At 54.9% G+C, this 20,077-nt stretch carries 15 protein-coding genes; 12 read left to right on the forward strand and 3 right to left on the reverse strand.

Annotated features, from left to right (window positions below):
- Positions 1 to 30 precede the first annotated feature (30 nt).
- The 6 genes from DQX05_RS21040 to DQX05_RS21065 all read left to right on the forward strand — a co-directional run bounded on the left by DQX05_RS21040 (position 31) and on the right by DQX05_RS21065 (position 10,433).
- Complete coding sequence (locus tag DQX05_RS21040; protein WP_119795437.1) at positions 31 to 1,065, forward strand: BMP family lipoprotein; 1,035 nt, start codon at positions 31 to 33, stop codon at positions 1,063 to 1,065.
- Between the two features lie 64 nt (positions 1,066 to 1,129).
- Positions 1,130 to 2,671, forward strand: coding sequence for an ABC transporter ATP-binding protein (locus DQX05_RS21045; RefSeq protein ID WP_119795438.1), 1,542 nt, complete (start codon positions 1,130 to 1,132; stop codon positions 2,669 to 2,671).
- The gene (locus DQX05_RS21050) at positions 2,658 to 3,734 is read left to right on the forward strand and encodes an ABC transporter permease (protein WP_119795439.1); all 1,077 of its coding nucleotides are present in this window, start codon (positions 2,658 to 2,660) and stop codon (positions 3,732 to 3,734) included. The genes DQX05_RS21045 and DQX05_RS21050 overlap by 14 nt, the downstream gene beginning before the upstream one ends.
- A 3-nt stretch (positions 3,735 to 3,737) precedes the next feature.
- A complete protein-coding gene (locus DQX05_RS21055; protein ID WP_119795440.1) occupies positions 3,738 to 4,691 on the forward strand; it encodes an ABC transporter permease in 954 nt (317 codons plus the stop codon).
- 349 nt (positions 4,692 to 5,040) lie between these two features.
- Positions 5,041 to 7,716 (forward strand): YhgE/Pip domain-containing protein, encoded by a 2,676-nt coding sequence (locus DQX05_RS21060; RefSeq protein ID WP_119795441.1) that lies wholly within the window; start codon positions 5,041 to 5,043, stop codon positions 7,714 to 7,716.
- A 1,382-nt stretch (positions 7,717 to 9,098) separates the two neighbouring features.
- Positions 9,099 to 10,433, forward strand: a complete 1,335-nt coding sequence (locus tag DQX05_RS21065; RefSeq protein WP_119795442.1) for a DRTGG domain-containing protein — start codon at positions 9,099 to 9,101, stop codon at positions 10,431 to 10,433.
- A 91-nt stretch (positions 10,434 to 10,524) separates the two neighbouring features.
- Here DQX05_RS21065 and DQX05_RS21070 read toward each other — a convergent pair whose 3' ends face one another.
- The 3 genes from DQX05_RS21070 to DQX05_RS21080 form a co-directional block, all read right to left on the reverse strand.
- Positions 10,525 to 10,836 carry a YtpI family protein gene (locus DQX05_RS21070; protein WP_119795443.1) on the reverse strand — a complete coding sequence of 104 codons (312 nt, stop codon included), beginning with the start codon at positions 10,834 to 10,836 and terminating at the stop codon, positions 10,525 to 10,527.
- Positions 10,837 to 10,918: 82 nt separating this feature from the next.
- Entirely contained in the window at positions 10,919 to 11,416 is a 498-nt protein-coding gene (locus DQX05_RS21075) for a sporulation membrane protein YtrI (protein WP_119795444.1), read from the reverse strand.
- Positions 11,417 to 11,453: 37 nt separating this feature from the next.
- Positions 11,454 to 11,780 carry a YtrH family sporulation protein gene (locus DQX05_RS21080; RefSeq protein WP_119795445.1) on the reverse strand — a complete coding sequence of 109 codons (327 nt, stop codon included), beginning with the start codon at positions 11,778 to 11,780 and terminating at the stop codon, positions 11,454 to 11,456.
- A gap of 152 nt (positions 11,781 to 11,932) precedes the next feature.
- Between DQX05_RS21080 and DQX05_RS21085 the strand changes: the two genes are divergently transcribed.
- From DQX05_RS21085 to pyk, 6 genes are all read left to right on the forward strand, one after another.
- A complete protein-coding gene (locus tag DQX05_RS21085; RefSeq protein WP_119795446.1) occupies positions 11,933 to 15,547 on the forward strand; it encodes a DNA polymerase III subunit alpha in 3,615 nt (1,204 codons plus the stop codon).
- A 104-nt stretch (positions 15,548 to 15,651) separates the two neighbouring features.
- Positions 15,652 to 16,152: a phosphatidylglycerophosphatase A family protein gene (locus tag DQX05_RS21090; protein ID WP_119795447.1), complete on the forward strand. Its 501-nt coding sequence runs from the start codon at positions 15,652 to 15,654 to the stop codon at positions 16,150 to 16,152.
- Between the two features lie 143 nt (positions 16,153 to 16,295).
- Complete coding sequence (locus tag DQX05_RS21095; RefSeq protein WP_087445247.1) at positions 16,296 to 16,484, forward strand: glutamate decarboxylase; 189 nt, start codon at positions 16,296 to 16,298, stop codon at positions 16,482 to 16,484.
- A 125-nt stretch (positions 16,485 to 16,609) separates the two neighbouring features.
- On the forward strand, positions 16,610 to 17,491 hold the full coding sequence (gene accD / locus DQX05_RS21100) for an acetyl-CoA carboxylase, carboxyltransferase subunit beta (protein WP_119795448.1): 882 nt from the start codon (positions 16,610 to 16,612) through the stop codon (positions 17,489 to 17,491).
- A complete protein-coding gene (gene accA, locus DQX05_RS21105) occupies positions 17,481 to 18,461 on the forward strand; it encodes an acetyl-CoA carboxylase carboxyl transferase subunit alpha (protein WP_119795449.1) in 981 nt (326 codons plus the stop codon). Before accD ends, accA begins: the two co-directional genes overlap by 11 nt.
- Before the next feature lie 145 nt (positions 18,462 to 18,606).
- A complete protein-coding gene (pyk, locus tag DQX05_RS21110) occupies positions 18,607 to 20,040 on the forward strand; it encodes a pyruvate kinase (protein WP_119795450.1) in 1,434 nt (477 codons plus the stop codon).
- The last annotated feature ends 37 nt before the right edge of the window (positions 20,041 to 20,077 follow it).

Consider the following 20,077-nt stretch of genomic DNA (forward strand, 5'->3'; position numbering starts at 1 on the left):
GATTGATTAATCTCAAGGGGGAACTTGTCAATGAAGAAATCGATGTTGTTGGTATTATCAGCGATGCTATTGTTCACCTTCGCTCTGGCCGGCTGCGGCAACAAATCCGGGGGCACGAACGCTGGCGGCGGCGAAGGCGCTGAAGACGGCGGGAAGAAGCTCAAGGTCGGGATGGTTACCGATCTGGGAAGCGTGAATGATAAATCGTTCAACCAGAGCGCTTGGGAAGGCCTGCAGAAGCTGCGCGACGACTTCGGCTATGAAGTCAAATATTTGGAGCCGAAAAATGACGGTGAAGTCAATCCGAGCTTGAACCAGTTCGTCAAGGGCGGCTACGACTTGACCTGGGCCACGGCTTATACGCTGGATGATGCGGTAACGAAGATTGCCAACGAGAATCCAGACGCGAAGCTGGGTATCGTCGATTCGGAAATCATCGTGCCGAACGTCGCTTCCGTCTCCTTCAAAGAAAACGAAGGCGCGTTCCTGGTCGGCGTTATCGCCGGATCGATGACGAAGTCAAACAAAATCGGATTCGTCGGCGGCATGGAAATTCCGGTTATCAAGCGCTTCGAAGCCGGCTTCCGCGAAGGCGTCAAGGCGGTTAATCCGGATGCTTCCTTCAAAGCGATTTACACGGGGCAATTCACCCGCGTCGATATGGGGAAATCGGCTGCTTCCACGTTGTATGACGACGGCGTCGATATTATTTTCCACGCTTCCGGCTTGACAGGCAACGGGGTATTCAATGAAGCCAAAGAGCGTGTGAAGCGCGGCGACAGCGTCTGGGTTATCGGCGTAGACAAGGACCAGTCGCTTGAGTTCGGCGACGATGTGACGCTGACCTCGATGATTAAGAAGGTCGACGAAGCGGTATATACGATTTCCAAGGCGTTGGCGGACGGCAACTTCCCTGGCGGCCAAGTCACTTCTATGGGCCTGAAGGAAAAAGGCGTCGATATTGCGCCGACTTCCGACAAAAACGTGCCTAAGGATATATTGGACAAAGTCGAAGAATACCGTGCAAAAATTGTAAACGGCGAGATTGAAGTGCCGACGACTTAATTTCACCATACCGTCTCCCCGCCGCTAGAGCGGCGGGGAGATGTGTTACGGAGGGGAACGCCATATGCACAAGGGAGATATCATACTGGAATTGAAAGGAATTACAAAGCGCTTTCCCGGCATTGTAGCAAACGATCAAATCAGCTTGCAGTTGAAAAAAGGCGAAATTCATGCGCTTCTCGGCGAAAACGGCGCCGGCAAATCGACATTGATGAATATCGTATTCGGATTGTATCAGCCTGATGAAGGCAGTATTGAACTGAACGGCCGGCCGATTGTGATGGACGGCCCGAACAAGGCGATTGAATGCGGCATCGGCATGGTGCATCAGCATTTCAAGCTTGTTCACCCTTTTACGGTTACGGAAAATATCGTGCTCGGCATGGAGCCGACGCGAGGCATAAAGATGGATTTAAAGGGCGCTGCCCTTAAAATACGCCAGCTGTCTGAGCAGTATGGGCTGAATGTGAAGCCGGAGGCGGTCATCGAATCGATTTCGGTCGGCATGCAGCAGCGGGTCGAAATTATGAAAACGCTGTACCGCGGCGCCGAGATTATTATTTTCGATGAGCCAACCGCGGTGCTGACGCCGCAAGAGATCGATGAGCTGCTGCACATTATGAAGCGGCTGGCGGCGGAAGGCAAGTCGATTCTGCTCATTACGCACAAGCTGAAGGAAATAATGGAGGTTGCGGACCGCTGCACGATTATCCGCCGCGGCAAAGTCATTGATACCGTGAAGGTGTCTGAGACGGATCCGGAGATGCTAGCCGAGAAGATGGTTGGCAAGCATGTCGAATTCAAGACAGACAAGGCGCCGGCTTCACCGCAGGATGTCATGCTTCAGGTTGATAACCTAATCGTGAAGGACGAGCACGGGCAGCATGCCGTGGACAACGTCAGCTTCCAAGTGCGCGCCGGAGAGATTGTCGGTATCGCGGGCGTGGACGGCAACGGTCAGAATGAGCTGATTGAAGCGATAACCGGCATGCGCCGGACCGCGGGCGGGCATATCCGGCTGGCTGGCCAGGATGTGACGGACGTGTCTCCGCGTGCCGCTTCGGACAAGGGTATCTCTTACATCCCTCAGGATCGGCATAAGCATGGGCTGGTGCTCGATTTCGACGTAAGCGAGAATGCCGTGCTCAAATCATATGACAGCCCGAAGTTCAGCCGCAAAGGCTTGATGGATCAGCAGGCGATTGAACAGGTGGCGGAACGGTATGTCGAGCATTTCGATATTCGGACGCCAAGCATCCATACACTGGTGCGGGCGATGTCCGGCGGGAACCAGCAGAAGATCATTATCGCGCGCGAGATCGACAAAGATCCGAAGCTGCTCGTCGCAGCCCAGCCGACACGGGGGCTGGACGTCGGGGCGATCGAATTCGTGCATAAGCAATTAATCGCCCAGCGCGACGCAGGCAAGGCGGTCCTGCTCGTGTCGTTCGAGCTGGAAGAGATATTGAATGTGGCCGACCGCATCCTCGTCATGTTCGACGGGCGCATTGTCGGAGAGACGACGCCGGAGACAACGACAGACCAGGAGCTGGGTCTCATGATGGCCGGCAAGCATCAAGGGGGGGAACGTCATGAACAAACTTAAATCGATGCTAGCCAAAGAATCGGTTATCATCTCTCTCGTGGCCATCATCCTCGGTATTCTTATCGGAGCTCTCGTTATGCTTGCCGGAGGTTATAATCCGCTGCTTGCATATCAGTCGCTGGTTGAGAAAATATTTGGCTCCGCCTATGACATGGGAGAGACGTTGCGGGCGATCGTTCCGCTTATCTTCGCCGGATTGGCCGTAGCGATTGCGTTCCGTGCGGGTATGTTCAACATCGGGGTAGACGGCCAGATTGTGATGGGCTCGCTCGGTGCGCTCATCGTAGGCAATATGATATCACTGCCGCCGATTCTGCACGGCATCGTCGCCATTATCGCCGGCACGATTCTGGGCGGGCTGTGGGGCGCGCTTGTCGGTCTGCTCAAGACGAAGCGGGGCATTAACGAGGTTATCTCCTGCATCATGCTGAACTGGACCGCGCTCTATCTCAGCCATATAGTCATCAAGGCGTTCATGGCGGAATCGGGAACGTCCCGTTCGCAGAGCATCCAGGAATCGGCCAGCATCCAGATCGGCTGGCTCAGCGATTTGATGAGCGGGGCCCGCGTTCATTGGGGGTTCTTTATCGTCATCGTCGCTATTATCGGGTACCACTTATATATGAACCGGACGAAGTGGGGGTATGAGACCCGCGCCGTAGGGAATAACAGACATGCGGCGGAATATGCCGGCATGAGCGTGTCCAAGGTCATTACCCGGACGTTCTTCCTCTCGGGGATGCTGGGCGGCATGATCGGAACGCTGGAAGTGCTGGGCGTCTTCAAATATATGGCTATCTCCTCCGTTACTTCCGGTATCGGCTTTGACGGTATCGCCGTCGCGCTGCTTGGCATGAACGGCGCGCTGGGCGTCCTGTTGGCCGCCGCGCTGTTCGGGGCGTTAATGTACGGAGCGCAGGGCATGAGCTTCGGAGCGGACGTTCCTGGCGAGGTCATCAAGATGGTCATCAGCATCATCATCTTCTTCGCCGCGGCTCCAGGCATGATTCGCTGGTTGTTAGCACGGTTTTCACGTTCCAAAAAGGCGAAGCGGGAGGGATAACAGATGGAATTGCTTGGATCTTTAATCAACGGAACTCTCGTATTTGCAACAGCACTCGTCTTCGCCGCGCTCGGCGGACTCATTGCGGAGCGTTCGGGGGTTATCAACCTCGGATTGGAAGGCTTCATGGTGTCAGGCGCGTTTTCCTCCGCGGTTGTGGCTTATTACGCCGAACAGGCAGGACTGGGTGCGGCTTCCCCATGGCTGGGCTGTCTGGCCGCGCTTATCTTTACGGTCATCTTCTCAGGCATTCATGTCATTGCCTCGGTTCGCTTCAAGGCGAATCAGGTCATTAGCGGTATCGTGGTCAATATGCTCGCCGCCAGCTCAACCTTCTTCCTGGTGAAGCTCATCTTCAACGGGGCGGCCGAGACGCCGGTCCTCAGCCATGTGTTCCACCGGATTCACATTCCTTGGCTGAGTGATATTCCGTTCGTGGGTAGAGCGTTCTTCCAGTCGTATCCGACGACGTATATCGCGCTCCTGTTCGTCATCATCGTCTATTACGTGATGTTCAAGACGCCGCTCGGCCTGCGGCTGCGGGCGGTCGGCGAGCACCCGGGAGCGGCGGACACGGCCGGGGTGAAGGTCAATCGGCTGCGCGGCTGGTCCGTCATGGTCGGCGGATCGATTGCCGCCTTGGGCGGAGCGACGATTGCTTTGACAGCGAACAGCAGCTTCGCGTCCAATACGATCTCCGGCCAGGGGTATATCGCGCTGGCGGCGGTTATCTTCGGCCGCTGGAATCCGATCGGCGCGACGTGCGCAGCGTTGTTCTTCGGCTTCGCGCAGGCGCTGCGAGATCAGGTTCAGCTGTACTCCTTCGCCAATGCGGTACCGACGGAAGTATTTTACATGCTACCGTATGTGCTGACGCTCCTCGTGCTGATCTTCACGGCCGGCAAGAGCAATTCGCCGTCTGCGCTTGGCGCGCCATATGAGCCGGGCAAGCGGTAATATAATATCAACAGCAATCGACATGGGCTGGCTATGCCTCCCTCTTCCCGTTGAGGAAGAGGGAGGTTTTTTCATGTTCTGAATTCCCTTCGCATACATTCTTCGTAGCTTCAAGCGCCGATGCGCGCTCCACTCTTTCATGCAGCGAACTTGACCGTAGCAAATTTTTATAAACAAGAGAAAATCGCCGTTTTTATATCAATTTTAATCCAGTTTCGAACCATTTTAAGGGTAATTGCCAGAAATAATCTGTTTGAATTCTGAAAAGGCGGGCGGTATAATATCAAACATCTGCGGTGTCAGAACTATTTTAACAAAATGGTCATTCGGTCAGTGAGGAGGTGACAGCATGAAGAGTCTTCGGTTTTTTTGGTCGGAATTAATGGGGGTCATCCGGTCGAAGGATGTCCTGATTCCGATACTCGGTCTCCTGGTTATCCCGCTGTTGTACAGTGGCGTCTATTTGGTGGCGAACTGGGATCCGTACAGCAATGTCAAAAACATGCCTGTCGCAATCGTTAATGAGGACCGGCCGGTGACGTATGAAGGCAAGGAGATTGCGATCGGGCATGAGCTGATTGAGAAGCTGCATAGCAATGATGCGGTGGACTTCCATTTCGTGTCGCGCAAGGAGGGTGAGCGCGGATTAAGCGAGAACAAGTATTATTTGCTTATTATCGTGCCGGAAGAGATGTCGCACAACGCGACCACGATTCTCGACCCCAATCCGAAGCCGATGAATCTGATCTATAAGGAGAATAGCAGCTATAATTTCTTGTCCGGCCAAATCTCTGACAAGGTCGTGCAGAGCATCAAGTCGGAGCTGTCGCAAAAGGTGACGGAGACCTATGTTGAGCAGATGTTCAATGCGATCGATACCGTCGCCGAAGGATTAGGCGCCGCCAGCGAAGGGGCCGGTAAAATCGAAGACGGTCTCAGCCAGTTGGGCGCCGGAATCGAGATGTTCCGGGACGAATTGAATGCGCAGGTCGACTCGAAGACGGCGGAAGCGGAGACGATGGTCGAGAAGATGCTGGCCGAGAACGAGAAGAAGCTCGATCAACTGATTCATGATGAAATAGACAAAACGATGGATACGAAGAAGCCCGAACTGATGAAAAAGGTCCATCAAGACATCGATACCGAAGCCGAGAAGTATACCAAGATTGTATATGATACCGTCCATACGCGGATCGACGACATGGTCAATGAGTACTCGCCATTGTCGAAGGAGAAGCTTCATGCGCAGATCGACAAGCAATCCGCCGTCTATGGAGATGAGATTCGCAAGAAGCTGCATCAGGAAATCGACACTGCGTATAATAGCAACCTCAACCAGGTGTTGGGCAAAATCAGTCAGGAGGTCGACAAGTCGATTGCCGACATGGAGCCGGCTGCCCGGGTGAAGATGCACAGCATTATTGACAAGGAGTATGCGAATGTTGACAGCTCAATCCGTTCGACGCTGAACCGTTATATTGATGAGAAAGTGGATCAGATCTTCGACGATGCCATCAAGCGCGGGAAGGAGCAGCTGGATAACATCCAGGCAAATCTCGATCAACTGGAAGAGAAGCTTAAGCCCATCGGCGAGAAGCTGCCCCCAGAGCTCCAGCAGCAGTGGGAGGCGATGAAGAAGCAGCTGGAACAGGTTCGATCCCAGGTCGAGGAAAATCTGACTCAGGTCAATCTGGAGCAGCTGCGCGACAAGGTGAAGCAGGATTTGAACAACATGGTCAACAAGGAGCTCGACAAGTTGAAGCCCGCACTGCTCGCCAAGCTGCATCAGGCAGCAGACCAGAAATTCGACCAGGTCTATCCGCAGGTGCGTTCGCTCGCACAGCAGGTAGCGATGTCCAAAGCGAATGAGCTGGCTCCGAAGCTGCTGGCCAAAGCGCATCTCGTTGCCGAAGATATTTATCAGGAAAAATTGAAACAGCTTACCGACAAGCTTCATGATACGGTCGATTCCAAATGGATGGAGTACGAGCCGCAGGTCGTGGCGGGCCTCCATCGGAAAGCGAATGACGAGCTGGATCGGATGACGCCGGAGATTCTCACAAAGATTCATCAGGCGGCCGACGACAAGGTGAACAATCTGGAGCCGATGGCGCGAGATCTGCTGCACGACATGGCGGAGATGAAGCTGAAGGAAGCCGCCAATAAGGTGCAGGAGATGATCTTCGTCAAGATGAGCGAGATGCTGAATCAGGTCGATCAAGCGAAGGATGCAATCAACGGCGGATTCGAGCAGTTGCTGGACGGTCAGGAGCAGCTTTTATCCGGCGGCGCGGAGCTTCGCCAGAAGCTACAGGAAGGCGCGGATAAAGCGCAGCAGAACCCGACCGATAAGACGTATGAAATGATTACGTCCCCGGTTGGCAGCGATAAAGTCGCGAATCATGATGTCACGACCTACGGCGTAGGCATGGCTCCGTATTTTTTGTCGCTTGGATTTTTCGTCGGGGCATTGATGTTCTCGATGGTCTACCCGCTGCGGGAGACCTACACCCGGCCGCCTTCCGGCACCGCCTGGATGACGAGCAAATACGGATTCATGACGGTGGAGAGCGTTCTGCAGGTTGCCATTGCCGGATTGGTCGTCCTCCATGTGATTCATTTGCCGGTGACGAACGTGCCGATGTTTTTCGTCGTTTGTCTCGTTACGAGCTTAACGTTCTTTGCCATGATCCAATTTTTCATTACCTCATTCGGGAACGTAGGGCGCTTCATTATCATTTTGCTGCTCGTGTTCCAGCTGTCCTCGACCGCAGGCACCTTCCCGATTGAATTAACGCCGAAATTTTTCCAGATGCTGCACCCTTGGTTCCCGATGACTTACACGATCCGGGCCTTCCGCGGCGTCGTGTCGCTGGGCGACATCCAATACGTCTGGCTGAATCTCGGCAAGCTGTCCATCTTCCTCGTGCTGTCGCTTCTCGGCAGCTGGATCTATTTCATTCTCAGCCACCGGAAGCTGGCGAAGACGGAGCCGTCGATTGACGGAACCGCAATGACCGGTTGACGATTCGGCCGCAGCCCGTACCGATAGAGAGAAAAATCGTGAAAAAGGTTAATATAGGTGCCGGCAAGAAGAAAGACGCTGGGAACATTTCGTTCCCGCGTCTTTTTTCGTTTGTAACCGTTGATGGGCAATGGTTCGTACCTGAGAAGGCAAGGAATATGAAAATAAAACGTCGAATAAGAAAAACACGCGCGTGGTATTGATGTCTGTTATGAAAAAAGCAACAAATGTAAGCCTTCGTTCAAGGGATGCGGCCGTATTGGCACTCTGTTATTCTTTTTACCTCAGATAAAGGGTAGAACGGAGGACTACTGCATTGAGAAGTGAACAAGAAATAATGAATCTGCTTGTCGATTTCGCCATGAATGATGAGAGGAACTGATTGGTATATTTTTCCATCGGAGCTGGGGAATTGGTTTTCCTATATCTTTCTTTTTCAGGATGGCAACATGGTCACGAAGTATACTGTAAATATTCGGAACTCTTTGAGGTGGACGAGATAAAGTGACCGTCTTTTTTAATGGGCGGTTATAATTTTGCGCAATGACGAGTATCTCCACAGGACAGCAAGGACAAGTAGCCGTTACTACCGGAATGAAAAAACCTGGCGTATCGCGGATAAAACTAGTACCCTTATTTGCCTCTTATGACCAATATCCCAACGACTCAGAGAAAGAACGCGATGACTCAACCAGCGCCCTCATCCTGACACCCCTAACGCCGTTCACGATGGACGAATCAGTGAACCAGAGTTTCACGCCTTATTTTGATAAATTTTGATGAATAGATGTAGCTTCCTGGAATAGTTCCGTTCCTGCGAGAAAAGTCAGGATTGAACCAGAGATGGGCATTGACCAGTTGTTTGAACCAGGATGATGAAATTTGATGTGTTGAAAGAAGTCGATTGGACTCTCCTGACTTAACGGGATAGTGAACGAAAGACAGTAAGGGGCACCTGATCTGATGGGATAGTGAACGTAAGACAGCAAGGAGACCTGATTCGATGGGATAGTAATCATAAGATAGCTGGAGGGTACTTTCTTTGGTTGGGTTCTCCGCCGTCCAGTATGCCTGGGGTACCTGACTGAACGGGAGAGCAAACAAAGAGAGAAGGGCGTTAAATGGCGGTGAACCGGTCATTTTTTTCATTATATCTTTCAACAGTTCAAGGAGTCGGGAAAGAAGCTGCTGTTATAATTGAATGCCGCCTGAATATGAGGCGCCACTTCATAGTTCTCCGCATGAGGAGCAGTTTGATGAAGGGTGTATTACCTTGAATGCTATGGGATGCAAGTGCCGGACTCGTTTTTTTTGCATCGTTCTTTGAAGATGTGCTATCATGAATACAGAGTACAACAGTTCGGAGTTCGGGGGTGTAACAGATGGAAGGGAATGATGGGACGGTTACGAAGTATGAGCAGTTGCTGCATCATATCGAGGGCTTGAAGCCGGGAACGAAAATATCGGTGCGCAAGCTGGCGAAGGAGATGTCGGTGAGCGAGGGGACCGCTTACCGCGCCGTCAAGGAGGCGGAGAGCATCGGCATCGTCATTACGAAGGAGCGGATAGGAACGGTCCGCGTCGAGAAAAAGCCGCGTAATATGTCGGACAACCTGACCTTCGGTGAAGTGGTCGACATATTGGGCGGACATGTACTGGGCGGCGGCAAAGGTCTTGAGAAGACGCTGAACAAATATGTCATCGGGGCGATGAAGCTCGACGCGATGGAGCGCTATATCGATGCCGGCAGCCTGCTTATCGTCGGCAACCGGGAGGATGCCCACCGGCTTGCCCTACAGCACGGCGCGGGCGTTCTTATCACCGGGGGATTCGGCACCAGCCGCGAGGTCAAGCTGTTGGCCGATGCGCTGAATCTGCCGATTTTTTCGTCGAAATATGACACGTTCACCGTCGCCTCGATCATTAACCGTGCGCTGTTCGACCGGTTAATCAAGAAGAAGATCATGATCATCGAGGATATCGTTACGTTGAAATCGAAAATGTATGTGCTGCGTCCTTCGAGCACGGTGCAGGATTTCGAGCGGATGCGGGAAGAGACGGGGCACAGCCGCTTCCCGGTCGTGGACGAATGGAACCGCGTTATCGGGATGATGACGTACAAGGATATGCTTGGTGCGGATTCGCAGCAGACCATCGAGAAGCTATATACTCGCAGCCCGCTGACGGCCACGCTGCAGATGACGCTGGCGACGGCCGCCCATACGATGGTGTGGGAAGGGGTGGAGCTGCTGCCTGTCGTCGATCGGAGCCGCAAGCTGATTGCCGTCGTAACGCGCCGCGAGGTGCTGAGCGCGCTGCGTGACGCGCGTCAGGAGACGCAATTGGGGGAGACGTTCGTTGATTTGATATGGAACGGATTTGAGGAGCAGCGGGACGAGGAAGGCAATCCGATGTTCCGTGGGGGGATTACGCCCCAGATGGTCAACGGCTTCGGCGCGGTGTCGGAGGGCATACTGACGACGCTGATGACGCAAGCCGCGCTGAGGGCGGTCAAGGAGATGCGAAGCTACGATCATGTGATGGACAATATCACCACGTATTTCGTCCGTCCGCTCCAGATTGAAGATGTCGTTACCCTGAAGCCTCAATTGATCGAAATGAGCCGGAAGTTCTGCAAGCTGGAGGTCGAGATTCGGCATGGAGAGGTGCTGGCGGCCAAAGCGATGATGACGATGCAGTCGATCGATCACGACTGATCCCCGTCTTTCACCGGCGAATAGCCTCTGCCCATCTCGGGCAGAGGCTATTGTCGCGCGCTGACGCGTGACGCACGGATGTATGACGGGCTTATTTCGAGGAGCCGACCCCGTCAAGAATGCGCTGGAAATGCATATGGTTGCGCACTCCGGCCAGCAGATTGAACAGTCCGATCAGCATAACGGCGGCACCGACAATGATGCGCATCGTCGAGGCGGAGTACGCGATCGCCTGAATGCCGGCCAGGCAGAGCAGCATCAGTCCCATGCAGATGTTCATTCTGGCCGTGAACAGGCCGCGGAGCACCGTGTCCGTCTGCCGCCGGGAGCGGATGCTGAAAAAGACGGACAGCACGGATGTGATGCACAATAACAGGAATAGCGTCCATTGAATCCATTCCATCAGGAAGAACTCTCCTTCTCACTTGCTTTTCATAGCTTCTGGCTGTCCCTAGTGTATCACAGATTGCGCCTCATCCCAATATTTAGGACACCTTCGCCGGAATATAAAGTTTGACATCGACCCACACGTGAAGCACGCCCTCGGTGACAAGCATCGTGCGCAGCAGCACGGTGTAGTCCTTCTCTTGCACATCGGGATATATCTTGTGGGCCAAGAGACCCTCGACCAGCTTCGAATGTTCGTCAATCTGGAAGACGTCCCTGCCCTTCAAGCCGGATAAATCCTTGAGCAGGCGGCGCCGAATCTCGGTCTCATGGGCCTGGGGAAGAGCCGTGCCCGTAGCGGGCTCATAAATATGAACCTCGATGCTCTTGATAATCGTCCGCCGATTCTTGTAGCGAAGCAGATCCTCCGCCTCCGCCTTATAGTGGGCCAGCCTGTCCTGCAGATCGATATTCATCATCATCAACTCGTTGAATTGGTGCAGGTGCATGGCGTGGTATACCGCCGCCCCAATGACGGCTCCGACCAGGACGAGCGCGATGTCGCCCAGCCATCTAGGTACTGCCTTCAGCCGCATAGGCCCGCCTCCTCTCGCTGACGGCACCCTTCTGCGGCTAGATTCGGCTTCGGCATATCCATTGAATCATCTCGGTTCCCATATGGGCGCCGATGAAGGAGACGAGGATGTAGAGCAGCTGCTTGAACACCGGGGAGAGGTTCCCGTCCAGGAAGTTGCTTTCGATGACACGTATCGGGTCGATCGTTCCGCCTACGGCGGCGACGACGGCCCATATTTTCAGCTGCTCGGAAATATGCTGCATCGTATCGATCGGCGATTGCAGCGCGACGACGGCTCCGATGCCGGCTAGTATTGATCCGCCCAGCACAACACCGAAGGCGATAAAAAAATCGATAAGCGCTTTGGACAGAAACGTACCCATTGAATGGCTTCTCCTTTCCTGCTCCCGCGGGTGCCTGCGGACAAGATGTCCTTTATACATATATAGAATTTCCGTGAAAAAATATGATACAATACAAGATAGACGAAAATATGTTCCCATACATGGCACGGCATAAGAAGGAGGGGAAGGCTATGGAACCGTTCGTGCACCTGCATGTTCACAGTGAATACAGCCTGCTTGACGGTGCGGCCCGCATCGAGAATCTGGCCGCACGGGCGGCTCAATATGGGATGAAAGCGCTGGCGCTTACGGATCATGGGGTCATGTACGGGACCATCGCCTTCTACAAAGCTTGCCTTGCGCACGGAGTCAAGCCAATTATTGGCATGGAAGCTTATGTTACGGCCGGGTCGCTTCATGATAAGGGCTCCCGCAAGGAGCAGCCGAACTATCACCTGATTCTCCTGGCAAAAAATGAAGAAGGCTATCGCAATCTGATGCGGATTACGTCCATCGGGCATTTGGAAGGATTTCATTACAAGCCCCGGGTGGACATGGACACGCTGCGCCGGCATGCGGACGGCATCATCGCGCTGAGCGCCTGCCTTGGAGGAGAGGTGTCCCAGCATGTGCTCCACGGGCGAGCAGAGGCCGCCCGCGAGGCGGCGGAGCGTTACCGCGATATTTTCAAGGACGGATTCTATCTCGAGCTGCAAGACCACGGGCTGCCTGAGCAGAAGAAGGTCAATCTCGGCCTTGTCGCGCTCAGCGAGGAGACGGGCATCCCGCTTACGGTGACGAATGATGTGCACTATATGGAGGAAGAGGACGCCGCGGTGCAGGATGTCCTCATTTGCATCGGCACGGGCAAGACGAAGGAAGACGAGGATCGGCTGAAAATGGGGACGACCCAGATGTATTTCAAGTCGGCGGAGGAGATGAACGCGCTGTTCCGCCACGTTCCGGAGGCGGTGGCCAATACGGTGCGCATTGCAGAGGAGTGTCAGGTGACGCTGGACCTTGGAGCCTCGATTCTTCCTTCCTTCGAGCCGCTGCCGCCGGGGCTGTCCGCCCCTGATTATTTGCGCCAGCTGTGTCAGGAAGGGCTTGAACGGCGCTATGCGGAGCTGCCCGCCTGGTCGGACGAGGAGTTCCGTACGGCCGCGCAGGAGCGGCTGAACTATGAGCTCGACACGATCGAGAAGATGGGGTTCTCCGATTATTTCCTCATCGTGTGGGATTTCATCCGCTTCGCGCATGAGCAGGGCATTATGACCGGACCCGGCCGGGGTTCGTCCGCCGGCAGTCTGGTCGCCTACAGCCTGCGTATTACGAATGTGGATCCGCTCAAATACCGGCTGCTGTTCGAGCGGTTCCTCAACCCGGAACGGATTACGATGCCGGATATCGACATCGACTTCAATGACGAGAGGCGCGACGAGGTCATCCGCTATGTGGCAGACAAATACGGCCATGATCGAGTGGCGCAGATCATCACCTTCGGCACGATGGCCGCGCGAGCGGCCGTACGGGATGTCGGCCGGGTGCTGAACGTGCCGTATAACGAGACGGATCGGGCCGCCAAGCTGATCCCGAACCAGGTAGGCATGACGCTGGCGAAGGCTCTGAACGCCAGCAGCGAGCTGCGTGAATGGAAGGAGCGCCAGCCCCGCATCGGCGAGCTGCTCGACATGGCGGCGAAGGTGGAACGGATGCCGCGCCACGCGTCGACCCATGCGGCTGGCGTCGTCATCAGCCGGGAGCCGCTGACCCATTACGTGCCGCTCCAGGCCGGGACGGAGCATGCGGCGCTTACGCAGTATTCGATGGAGCATTTGGAAGCGGTCGGGCTGCTGAAGATGGACTTCCTCGGCCTGCGCACCTTATCGATCATCGAGCGCACGCTTGGCTGGGTGAAGAAGGATACGGGGGACGAGATCAGCCTGAACGCGCTCGACGATACGGATCCGGCCACCTATGCTCTTCTGGGCAAGGGGGATACGACGGGCGTATTCCAATTGGAATCGGCCGGCATGCGCCGCGTGCTGCGGGAATTGAAGCCGTCCTCGTTCGAGGATATCATATCTGTCCTCGCTCTGTACCGGCCGGGTCCGATGGAGTTCATCCCGAATTTTATTCAGAGGAAGCACGGCCTGAAGCCGGTGGAATACCCGCATCCCGATCTGGAGCCGATTCTCCGGGATACCTACGGCATTATCGTCTACCAGGAGCAGATTATGCATATCGCTTCGCAGATGGCGGGATTCAGCCTGGGGGAAGCGGATCTGCTGCGGCGGGCCGTATCGAAGAAGAAGCGTGAAGTGCTGGATCAGCAGCGCCAGCATTTCGTGGAAGGCAGTCTGGGGCAAGGCTATTCGGCGGAAGAAGCGAACCGGGTGTACGACATGATCGTCCGCTTCGCCGACTACGGCTTCCCGCGTGCCCATGCGGCGGCGTATGCCGTGCTTGCCTTCCAGACGGCTTATCTGAAGACGCATTATCCGACAGAATTCATGGCGTCCATGTTGACGGCCAATATGGGCAGCCACCGGAAGGTGGCGGAATATATCGACGATTGCCGGCGGCTCGGCATCGAGGTGCTGCCGCCGGATGTCAATGAGAGCTTCGTGCCGTTCACCCCGGTTGCGGGCGGCATTCGCTTCGGCCTGGGCGCGATCAAGAATGTCGGCACGCTGGCGATCGAGAGCATTATTCGCGAGCGGCAGGAACGGCCTTATGCGGATTTGCTCGATTTTTGCCAGCGGGTCGATCTGCGGGTCTGCAACCGCCGGGTTATCGAGTCGCTCATCCAAGGCGGAGCCTTTGATTCCTTGCCGGGCCACCGCGCCCAACTGCTCGCCATGATCGACGAGACGCTGGAGGCAGCCGCGAAGTGGCGCAAGGATCGGGAAGATTTGCAGATCCAATTCCTCGATCTCGTCGAGGTGAACAACTGGACGATTGATTATCCCGATGTCCAGCCGCTTACAATGTCGCAGCAGCTGGAGCTGGAGCGGGAGCTGCTCGGTCTCTATTTGTCCGGGCATCCGCTGGACGAATATGATCAATTGCTGGAGGAGCTCGACACCGACCGGCTCGTCGATCTGCACGAAGCGCCTGACGAGAGCGAGTGCATCGTCGCCGGCATGATCGTGTCGCTCCGCACCATTACGACGAAAAAGGGCAAGCCGATGGCCTTCGCCGAGCTGGAGGACCGCGTGGAACGGGCCGAGGTCGTGCTGTTCCCGGAAGTGTGGAAGCGGGCGGAGCGGCTCGTTGGCAAGGGCGCGCTCGTGGCGGTGCAGGCGAAGGTGCAGCTTGAGGACGAGGGCTTCAAGCTGCTCGCCCACGAGGTGGTGCCGCTCGAGGCCGGCGCGGTCTCCGGCCTGGCGAAGCGCATCGCCGCCCGGCGGCGCAAGCCGCTTGCCGCAGGGATGCGCGTGCCGGACGGCGATGCGCCCGTAGCGGCCGAAGCCGCCGGACACCGCGCTGCGCCGCAGCGCCCGGCTCCGGCCCGCCAGCCGCAGCAGGCGCCATCGGCGGGCTCCGGCGCCAAGGGCGCGCCGCGCGGGGCGAAGCGCCAGCGCGTCTACATCAAGATTACGGCCGACCGCGAGCGGCCGGAGCTGCTGGAGGAGCTCAAGCGGCTCCTCCAGACGCAGCCCGGCCCGCTGCCGACCGTGCTGTTCTACGAGCGCGAACAGCAGCTGCTCGCGCTGAACGACTCGTACGCGCTGAAGCCTTCGCCGGACCTGTTCAAGCGCATCGAGGCGCTCTTCGGCGAAGGAAGCGTACGCGTAAAATAATGATGAAGCGGTGAACATTTCCCCGCCCTTCCGCATACATTTTAGATACGTCTCAGATGCAGGAGACAAGTCCGAACGGAGGACAGGGAAGGGAGGGGATGGCCATGCCGCTCGATTTGGCCGAGCAATGGCTCAACCGGCGGGGTGTCACCCTGGACAGCATCGCGGACATCGTCTATCAGCTTCAGTCGCCTTACAATGCGTCCCTGACGATGGAAGCGTGCCTGGATAGTGTGCAGACGGTAATCCGCAAGCGGGAAGTCCAATACACGCTCATTACCGGCATTGCGCTGGATGAGCTGGCGGAGCAGAAACGGCTGCCAGAGCCGCTGCAATCGATTATGGAGGCGGATGAATCCTTGTACGGGGTGGACGAAACGCTCGCGATGGGGATTACGAACGTATACGGCATGATTGGGTTAACGAGCTTCGGCTATTTGGACAAAGCAAAAATCGGCGTCATCCGTGAGCTCAACGATAACCGGGAACAGGTGCACGTCTTTCTCGACGATATCGTCGCCGGATTGGCAGCGGCAGCTTCCGCCCGCATCGCGCACCGGAACCGGGACGCACGCAGCTACGATGCGGCAGATGACGCGCTGTAGCTTGAACGGAGGCCCCGAGGACTCCCCTGACATACATGGCGGTTAGCGATTCCACCGGATTTGGTTGCGGTGAAAATGTCAATTATGTTATCATAATGGCATTATATGAGCCGTACTTGGGACGTTAGGGGGGTCATACGCGCATGTGGACAGTCATCTACATCGCTCCGACTGCCAATTTAGCAGAGAAGATCCGGATCAGATTGACAGAGGAAGGATTTCTCGTTCAGGTTCGCCCTGTCCATCTCTCCAAACAACAATTTGAAATCCTGGTACCTTCCGGGGAAGTCGAGGAAGTTCAAGAGGTGCTCAATTCGATTTTGCATGCATGAGACGGCTGATGGATGAACGCTAGGTTGTTCAGACAGCCGATTTTTATTGCCTGCGGTTAGGACAATCTCTGGGGAGCCGCAAGACTGCTCCTTGCTGAGAAATCACGCCTAAAGAGGTGTAACGGGTGTTTAAAGACTTATTTCAAAAGAAAAAGTACGCAACAGTGCCTTCGCCGATGATGAACGATGATCGTCCTAAGCGTGAAATACCCGAAGGGTTAATGAACAAATGCCCGAAATGCGGCACGATTCAGTATCATAAAGAATTGCAAAAAAACCTGAAGGTATGCTCGGAGTGCACTCATCATCTGCGATTGAATGCGTGGGAACGCATCGAAATGACCTTGGATGAAGGCCGTTTCTTTGAATATGACGCGGAAATGGATTCTGTCGACCCGCTTCAATTCCCAGATTATATGGAGAAGCTAAATCTTCAAAAAGCAAAGACGGGCTTGAAAGAAGCCGTAATCACGGGGGAAGGCACCATAGGCGGTTTTCCGGTTGTGGTTGCCGTCATGAGCTTCGAGTTTTTCACAGGCAGCATGGGCTCGGTCGTCGGCGAGAAGGTGACGCGCGCGATTGAGACGGCGCAGCAGAAGCAATATCCTCTGATCATCTTCTCCACCTCTGGTGGAGCGCGGATGCAGGAAAGCATTCTGAGCCTGATGCAAATGGCGAAGACGAGCGCGGCGTTGGCCAAGTTCCATGAGGCGGGCGGTTTGTACATTTCCGTCTTCACCGATCCGACGATGGGCGGCGTATCGGCCAGCTTCGCGATGCTTGGCGACATTATTATAGCGGAGCCAGGCGCAAGAATTGGCTTTGCCGGACGACTTGTCATCGAGCAGACGATTCGCCAGAAGCTGCCGGACGAGTTCCAGACGGCGGAATTTAATTTGAAGCACGGACAGATCGATCTGGTCGTTCCGCGCAAAGACATGCGCCAAACATTGAACAAGCTGATTGATCTGCATACCGTGAAAGGAGAGGTGACGCATGGCGGGTGAGCTTCCGTTCGAGCAGCCTTTGGTAGAGTTGAAGAAAAAAATAGACGAGCTTAAGCGGTTCGGCAAAGAAAAGAACATTGACTTTACTGAAGAAATCGCCCGGTTGGAGCAGCGTTACGCCAAGCTGGCCGAGGACATTTACACTACGATCAGTCCGTCGCAGAAGATGCACTTGGCACGACATCATCAACGTCCGACCGCGCTTGATTTCATTCAGCATATTTTTACCGATTTCATCGAAATGCACGGAGACCGCTTGTTCGGCGACGATCTTGCGATCGTTGGCGGATTGGCGCGATTGAACGGCATTCCCGTCACGGTTATTGGTCATCAGCGAGGGAAAGATACGAAGGACAATATTGCACGCTTCTTCGGCAGCCCCCATCCGGAAGGCTTCCGCAAGGCGCTGCGCCTAATGCAGCAAGCGGACAAGTTCAACCGGCCGATCATAACGTTCATTGACACGAAGGGTGCCTATCCGGGCAATACGGCGGAAGAGCGCGGCCAATCCGAGGCGATCGCCCGCAACCTGCGGGATATGATGCTGCTCCGCGTGCCGGTCATTTGCGTCGTAATCGGCGAAGGGGGCAGTGGTGGAGCGCTGGCTTTGGGTGTGGGCAACCGCGTGCTGATGCTTGAAAATGCAATCTATTCCGCCATCTCTCCGAACGGCGCGGCTTCCATTTTGTGGAAGGATGCGTCGAAGGCCGATCAGGCGGCGGAAGCGATGAAGATTACGGCAGACGATCTGAAGGAAATGGAAGTCATCGAGGAGATCATTCCCGAGCCGCAGGGCGGAGCTCACAAAGATGTGCCGGCTGCCTCGGCCGAAGTCAGAGAAGCGCTTGTCCGCCATCTGGCAGAACTGCTGGAGATGAGCGCCGATGAACTGCGGGAGGACCGGTATGAGAAATTCCGCCGCATCGGGGTATTTGAAGAACATACCAAGGTAGGAAGTACCGAATCATAAAAACGGTATATGCTGGTAAAACTAAATATTATGATAATCTTCATATACAAACTTGTCGAATTATAGTAAATTAGATAGATGAGGGCATACGCAAGATATGCAACAATAGACAGAAAAAGAGAGCACAACATTGGAGGAAACTCATATGCGTAAAACGAAAATTGTCTGTACGATCGGTCCTTCCAGCGAATCCTTGGAAAACATCAAGAAAGTGATTATGGCCGGCATGAATGTCGCCCGTCTGAACTTCTCGCACGGCGACTTCGATGAGCACGGCAACCGCATCAAAAATATTCGCCAGGCTTGCGCTGAGCTCAACAAGACAGTTGCTATTCTGCTCGACACGAAAGGCCCGGAAATCCGTACGGGAAAATTGGCGGTAGAGCCGATTGACCTCGTTCAGGACGAATATGTCACATTGACCACGGAAGAAATTTTGGGAGACAAGGACCGCATCTCGGTTACATATAAAGAATTGCCGCAAGATGTGGAAGTAGGTTCGACGATTTTGATCGACGATGGTCTGATCGGACTATCTGTTGTTGATATTCAAGGCACGGAAATCAAATGTAAAATCGTTAACGGCGGAACGATTAAGAGCAAAAAAGGCGTAAACGTTCCAGGCGTTAAGATTTCGCTGCCAGGTATTACAGAGAAAGACGCAAGTGATATCCGCTTCGGTATTGAACAGGGTGTCGACTTTATTGCGGCTTCTTTTGTGCGTAAAGCGAGCGACGTCATGGAGATCCGCAACCTGCTCGAAGAGAACAACGCAGGCCACATCCAAATCATCTCGAAAATCGAGAACCAAGAAGGCGTGGACAACCTCGACGAGATTCTGGAAGTGTCCGACGGTCTGATGGTTGCGCGCGGTGACCTCGGTGTCGAGATTCCGGCCGAAGAAGTTCCACTCGTTCAGAAGCGAATGATTGAGAAGTGCAACCTGGCCGGCAAGCCGGTCATTACTGCGACGCAAATGCTTGATTCCATGCAGCGCAACCCGCGTCCGACCCGCGCCGAAGCGAGCGACGTGGCGAACGCCATCTTCGATGGAACGGATGCAATCATGCTGTCGGGCGAGACGGCTGCAGGTAAATATCCGGTAGAGTCGGTGCTGACAATGTCCCGCATTGCGGAGAAAGCGGAGTCTGCGCTCGAATATCATGAGCTTCTGGCGAAGCAAAGCTCGAAGCAGCAGGCAACTGTAACCGACGCTATCAGCCAAGCGGTAGCGAACTCTGCATTGGAGTTGGATGCGAAGGCAATTATCAGCTCTACGCAGACAGGCTATACGGCACGGATGGTATCCAAATACCGTCCGAAGGCGCCAATCATCGCCGTCACTCCATCGGAGCAAGTGATGCGCGGACTGTGCCTGTCCTGGGGCGTCGTTACCGTCAAGAGTGAAGCGGCCAATTCGACGGACGAAATGTTCGATGAAGCGGTTCGCGGCGGCGTGAAGACGGGTATCGTATCCGAAGGCGACCTCGTCGTCATTACGGCTGGCGTGCCTACTGGCTGCGCAGGTTCGACGAACTTGATCAAGATTAGCCAAATCGGCCAAAGCCGCCTTTCCTAATTGGCAGCTTTTGATACGAACAATGATTCCATAAAAA

It is taken from the genome of Paenibacillus thiaminolyticus (assembly GCF_003591545.1).
In the GTDB taxonomy this organism is placed as follows: domain Bacteria; phylum Bacillota; class Bacilli; order Paenibacillales; family Paenibacillaceae; genus Paenibacillus_B; species Paenibacillus_B thiaminolyticus_A.

Bases quoted from the DNA above. Each gene is read 5' to 3' on its own strand.
- DQX05_RS21040 (WP_119795437.1), top strand. From the start codon at position 31: ATGAAGAAATCGATGTTGTTGGTATTATCAGCGATGCTATTGTTCACC.
- DQX05_RS21045 (WP_119795438.1), top strand. From the start codon at position 1,130: ATGCACAAGGGAGATATCATACTGGAATTGAAAGGAATTACAAAGCGC.
- DQX05_RS21050 (WP_119795439.1), top strand. From the start codon at position 2,658: ATGAACAAACTTAAATCGATGCTAGCCAAAGAATCGGTTATCATCTCT.
- DQX05_RS21055 (WP_119795440.1), top strand. From the start codon at position 3,738: ATGGAATTGCTTGGATCTTTAATCAACGGAACTCTCGTATTTGCAACA.
- DQX05_RS21060 (WP_119795441.1), top strand. From the start codon at position 5,041: ATGAAGAGTCTTCGGTTTTTTTGGTCGGAATTAATGGGGGTCATCCGG.
- DQX05_RS21065 (WP_119795442.1), top strand. From the start codon at position 9,099: ATGGAAGGGAATGATGGGACGGTTACGAAGTATGAGCAGTTGCTGCAT.
- DQX05_RS21070 (WP_119795443.1), bottom strand. From the start codon at position 10,836: ATGGAATGGATTCAATGGACGCTATTCCTGTTATTGTGCATCACATCC.
- DQX05_RS21075 (WP_119795444.1), bottom strand. From the start codon at position 11,416: ATGCGGCTGAAGGCAGTACCTAGATGGCTGGGCGACATCGCGCTCGTC.
- DQX05_RS21080 (WP_119795445.1), bottom strand. From the start codon at position 11,780: ATGGGTACGTTTCTGTCCAAAGCGCTTATCGATTTTTTTATCGCCTTC.
- DQX05_RS21085 (WP_119795446.1), top strand. From the start codon at position 11,933: ATGGAACCGTTCGTGCACCTGCATGTTCACAGTGAATACAGCCTGCTT.
- DQX05_RS21090 (WP_119795447.1), top strand. From the start codon at position 15,652: ATGCCGCTCGATTTGGCCGAGCAATGGCTCAACCGGCGGGGTGTCACC.
- DQX05_RS21095 (WP_087445247.1), top strand. From the start codon at position 16,296: ATGTGGACAGTCATCTACATCGCTCCGACTGCCAATTTAGCAGAGAAG.
- accA (WP_119795449.1), top strand. From the start codon at position 17,481: ATGGCGGGTGAGCTTCCGTTCGAGCAGCCTTTGGTAGAGTTGAAGAAA.
- pyk (WP_119795450.1), top strand. From the start codon at position 18,607: ATGCGTAAAACGAAAATTGTCTGTACGATCGGTCCTTCCAGCGAATCC.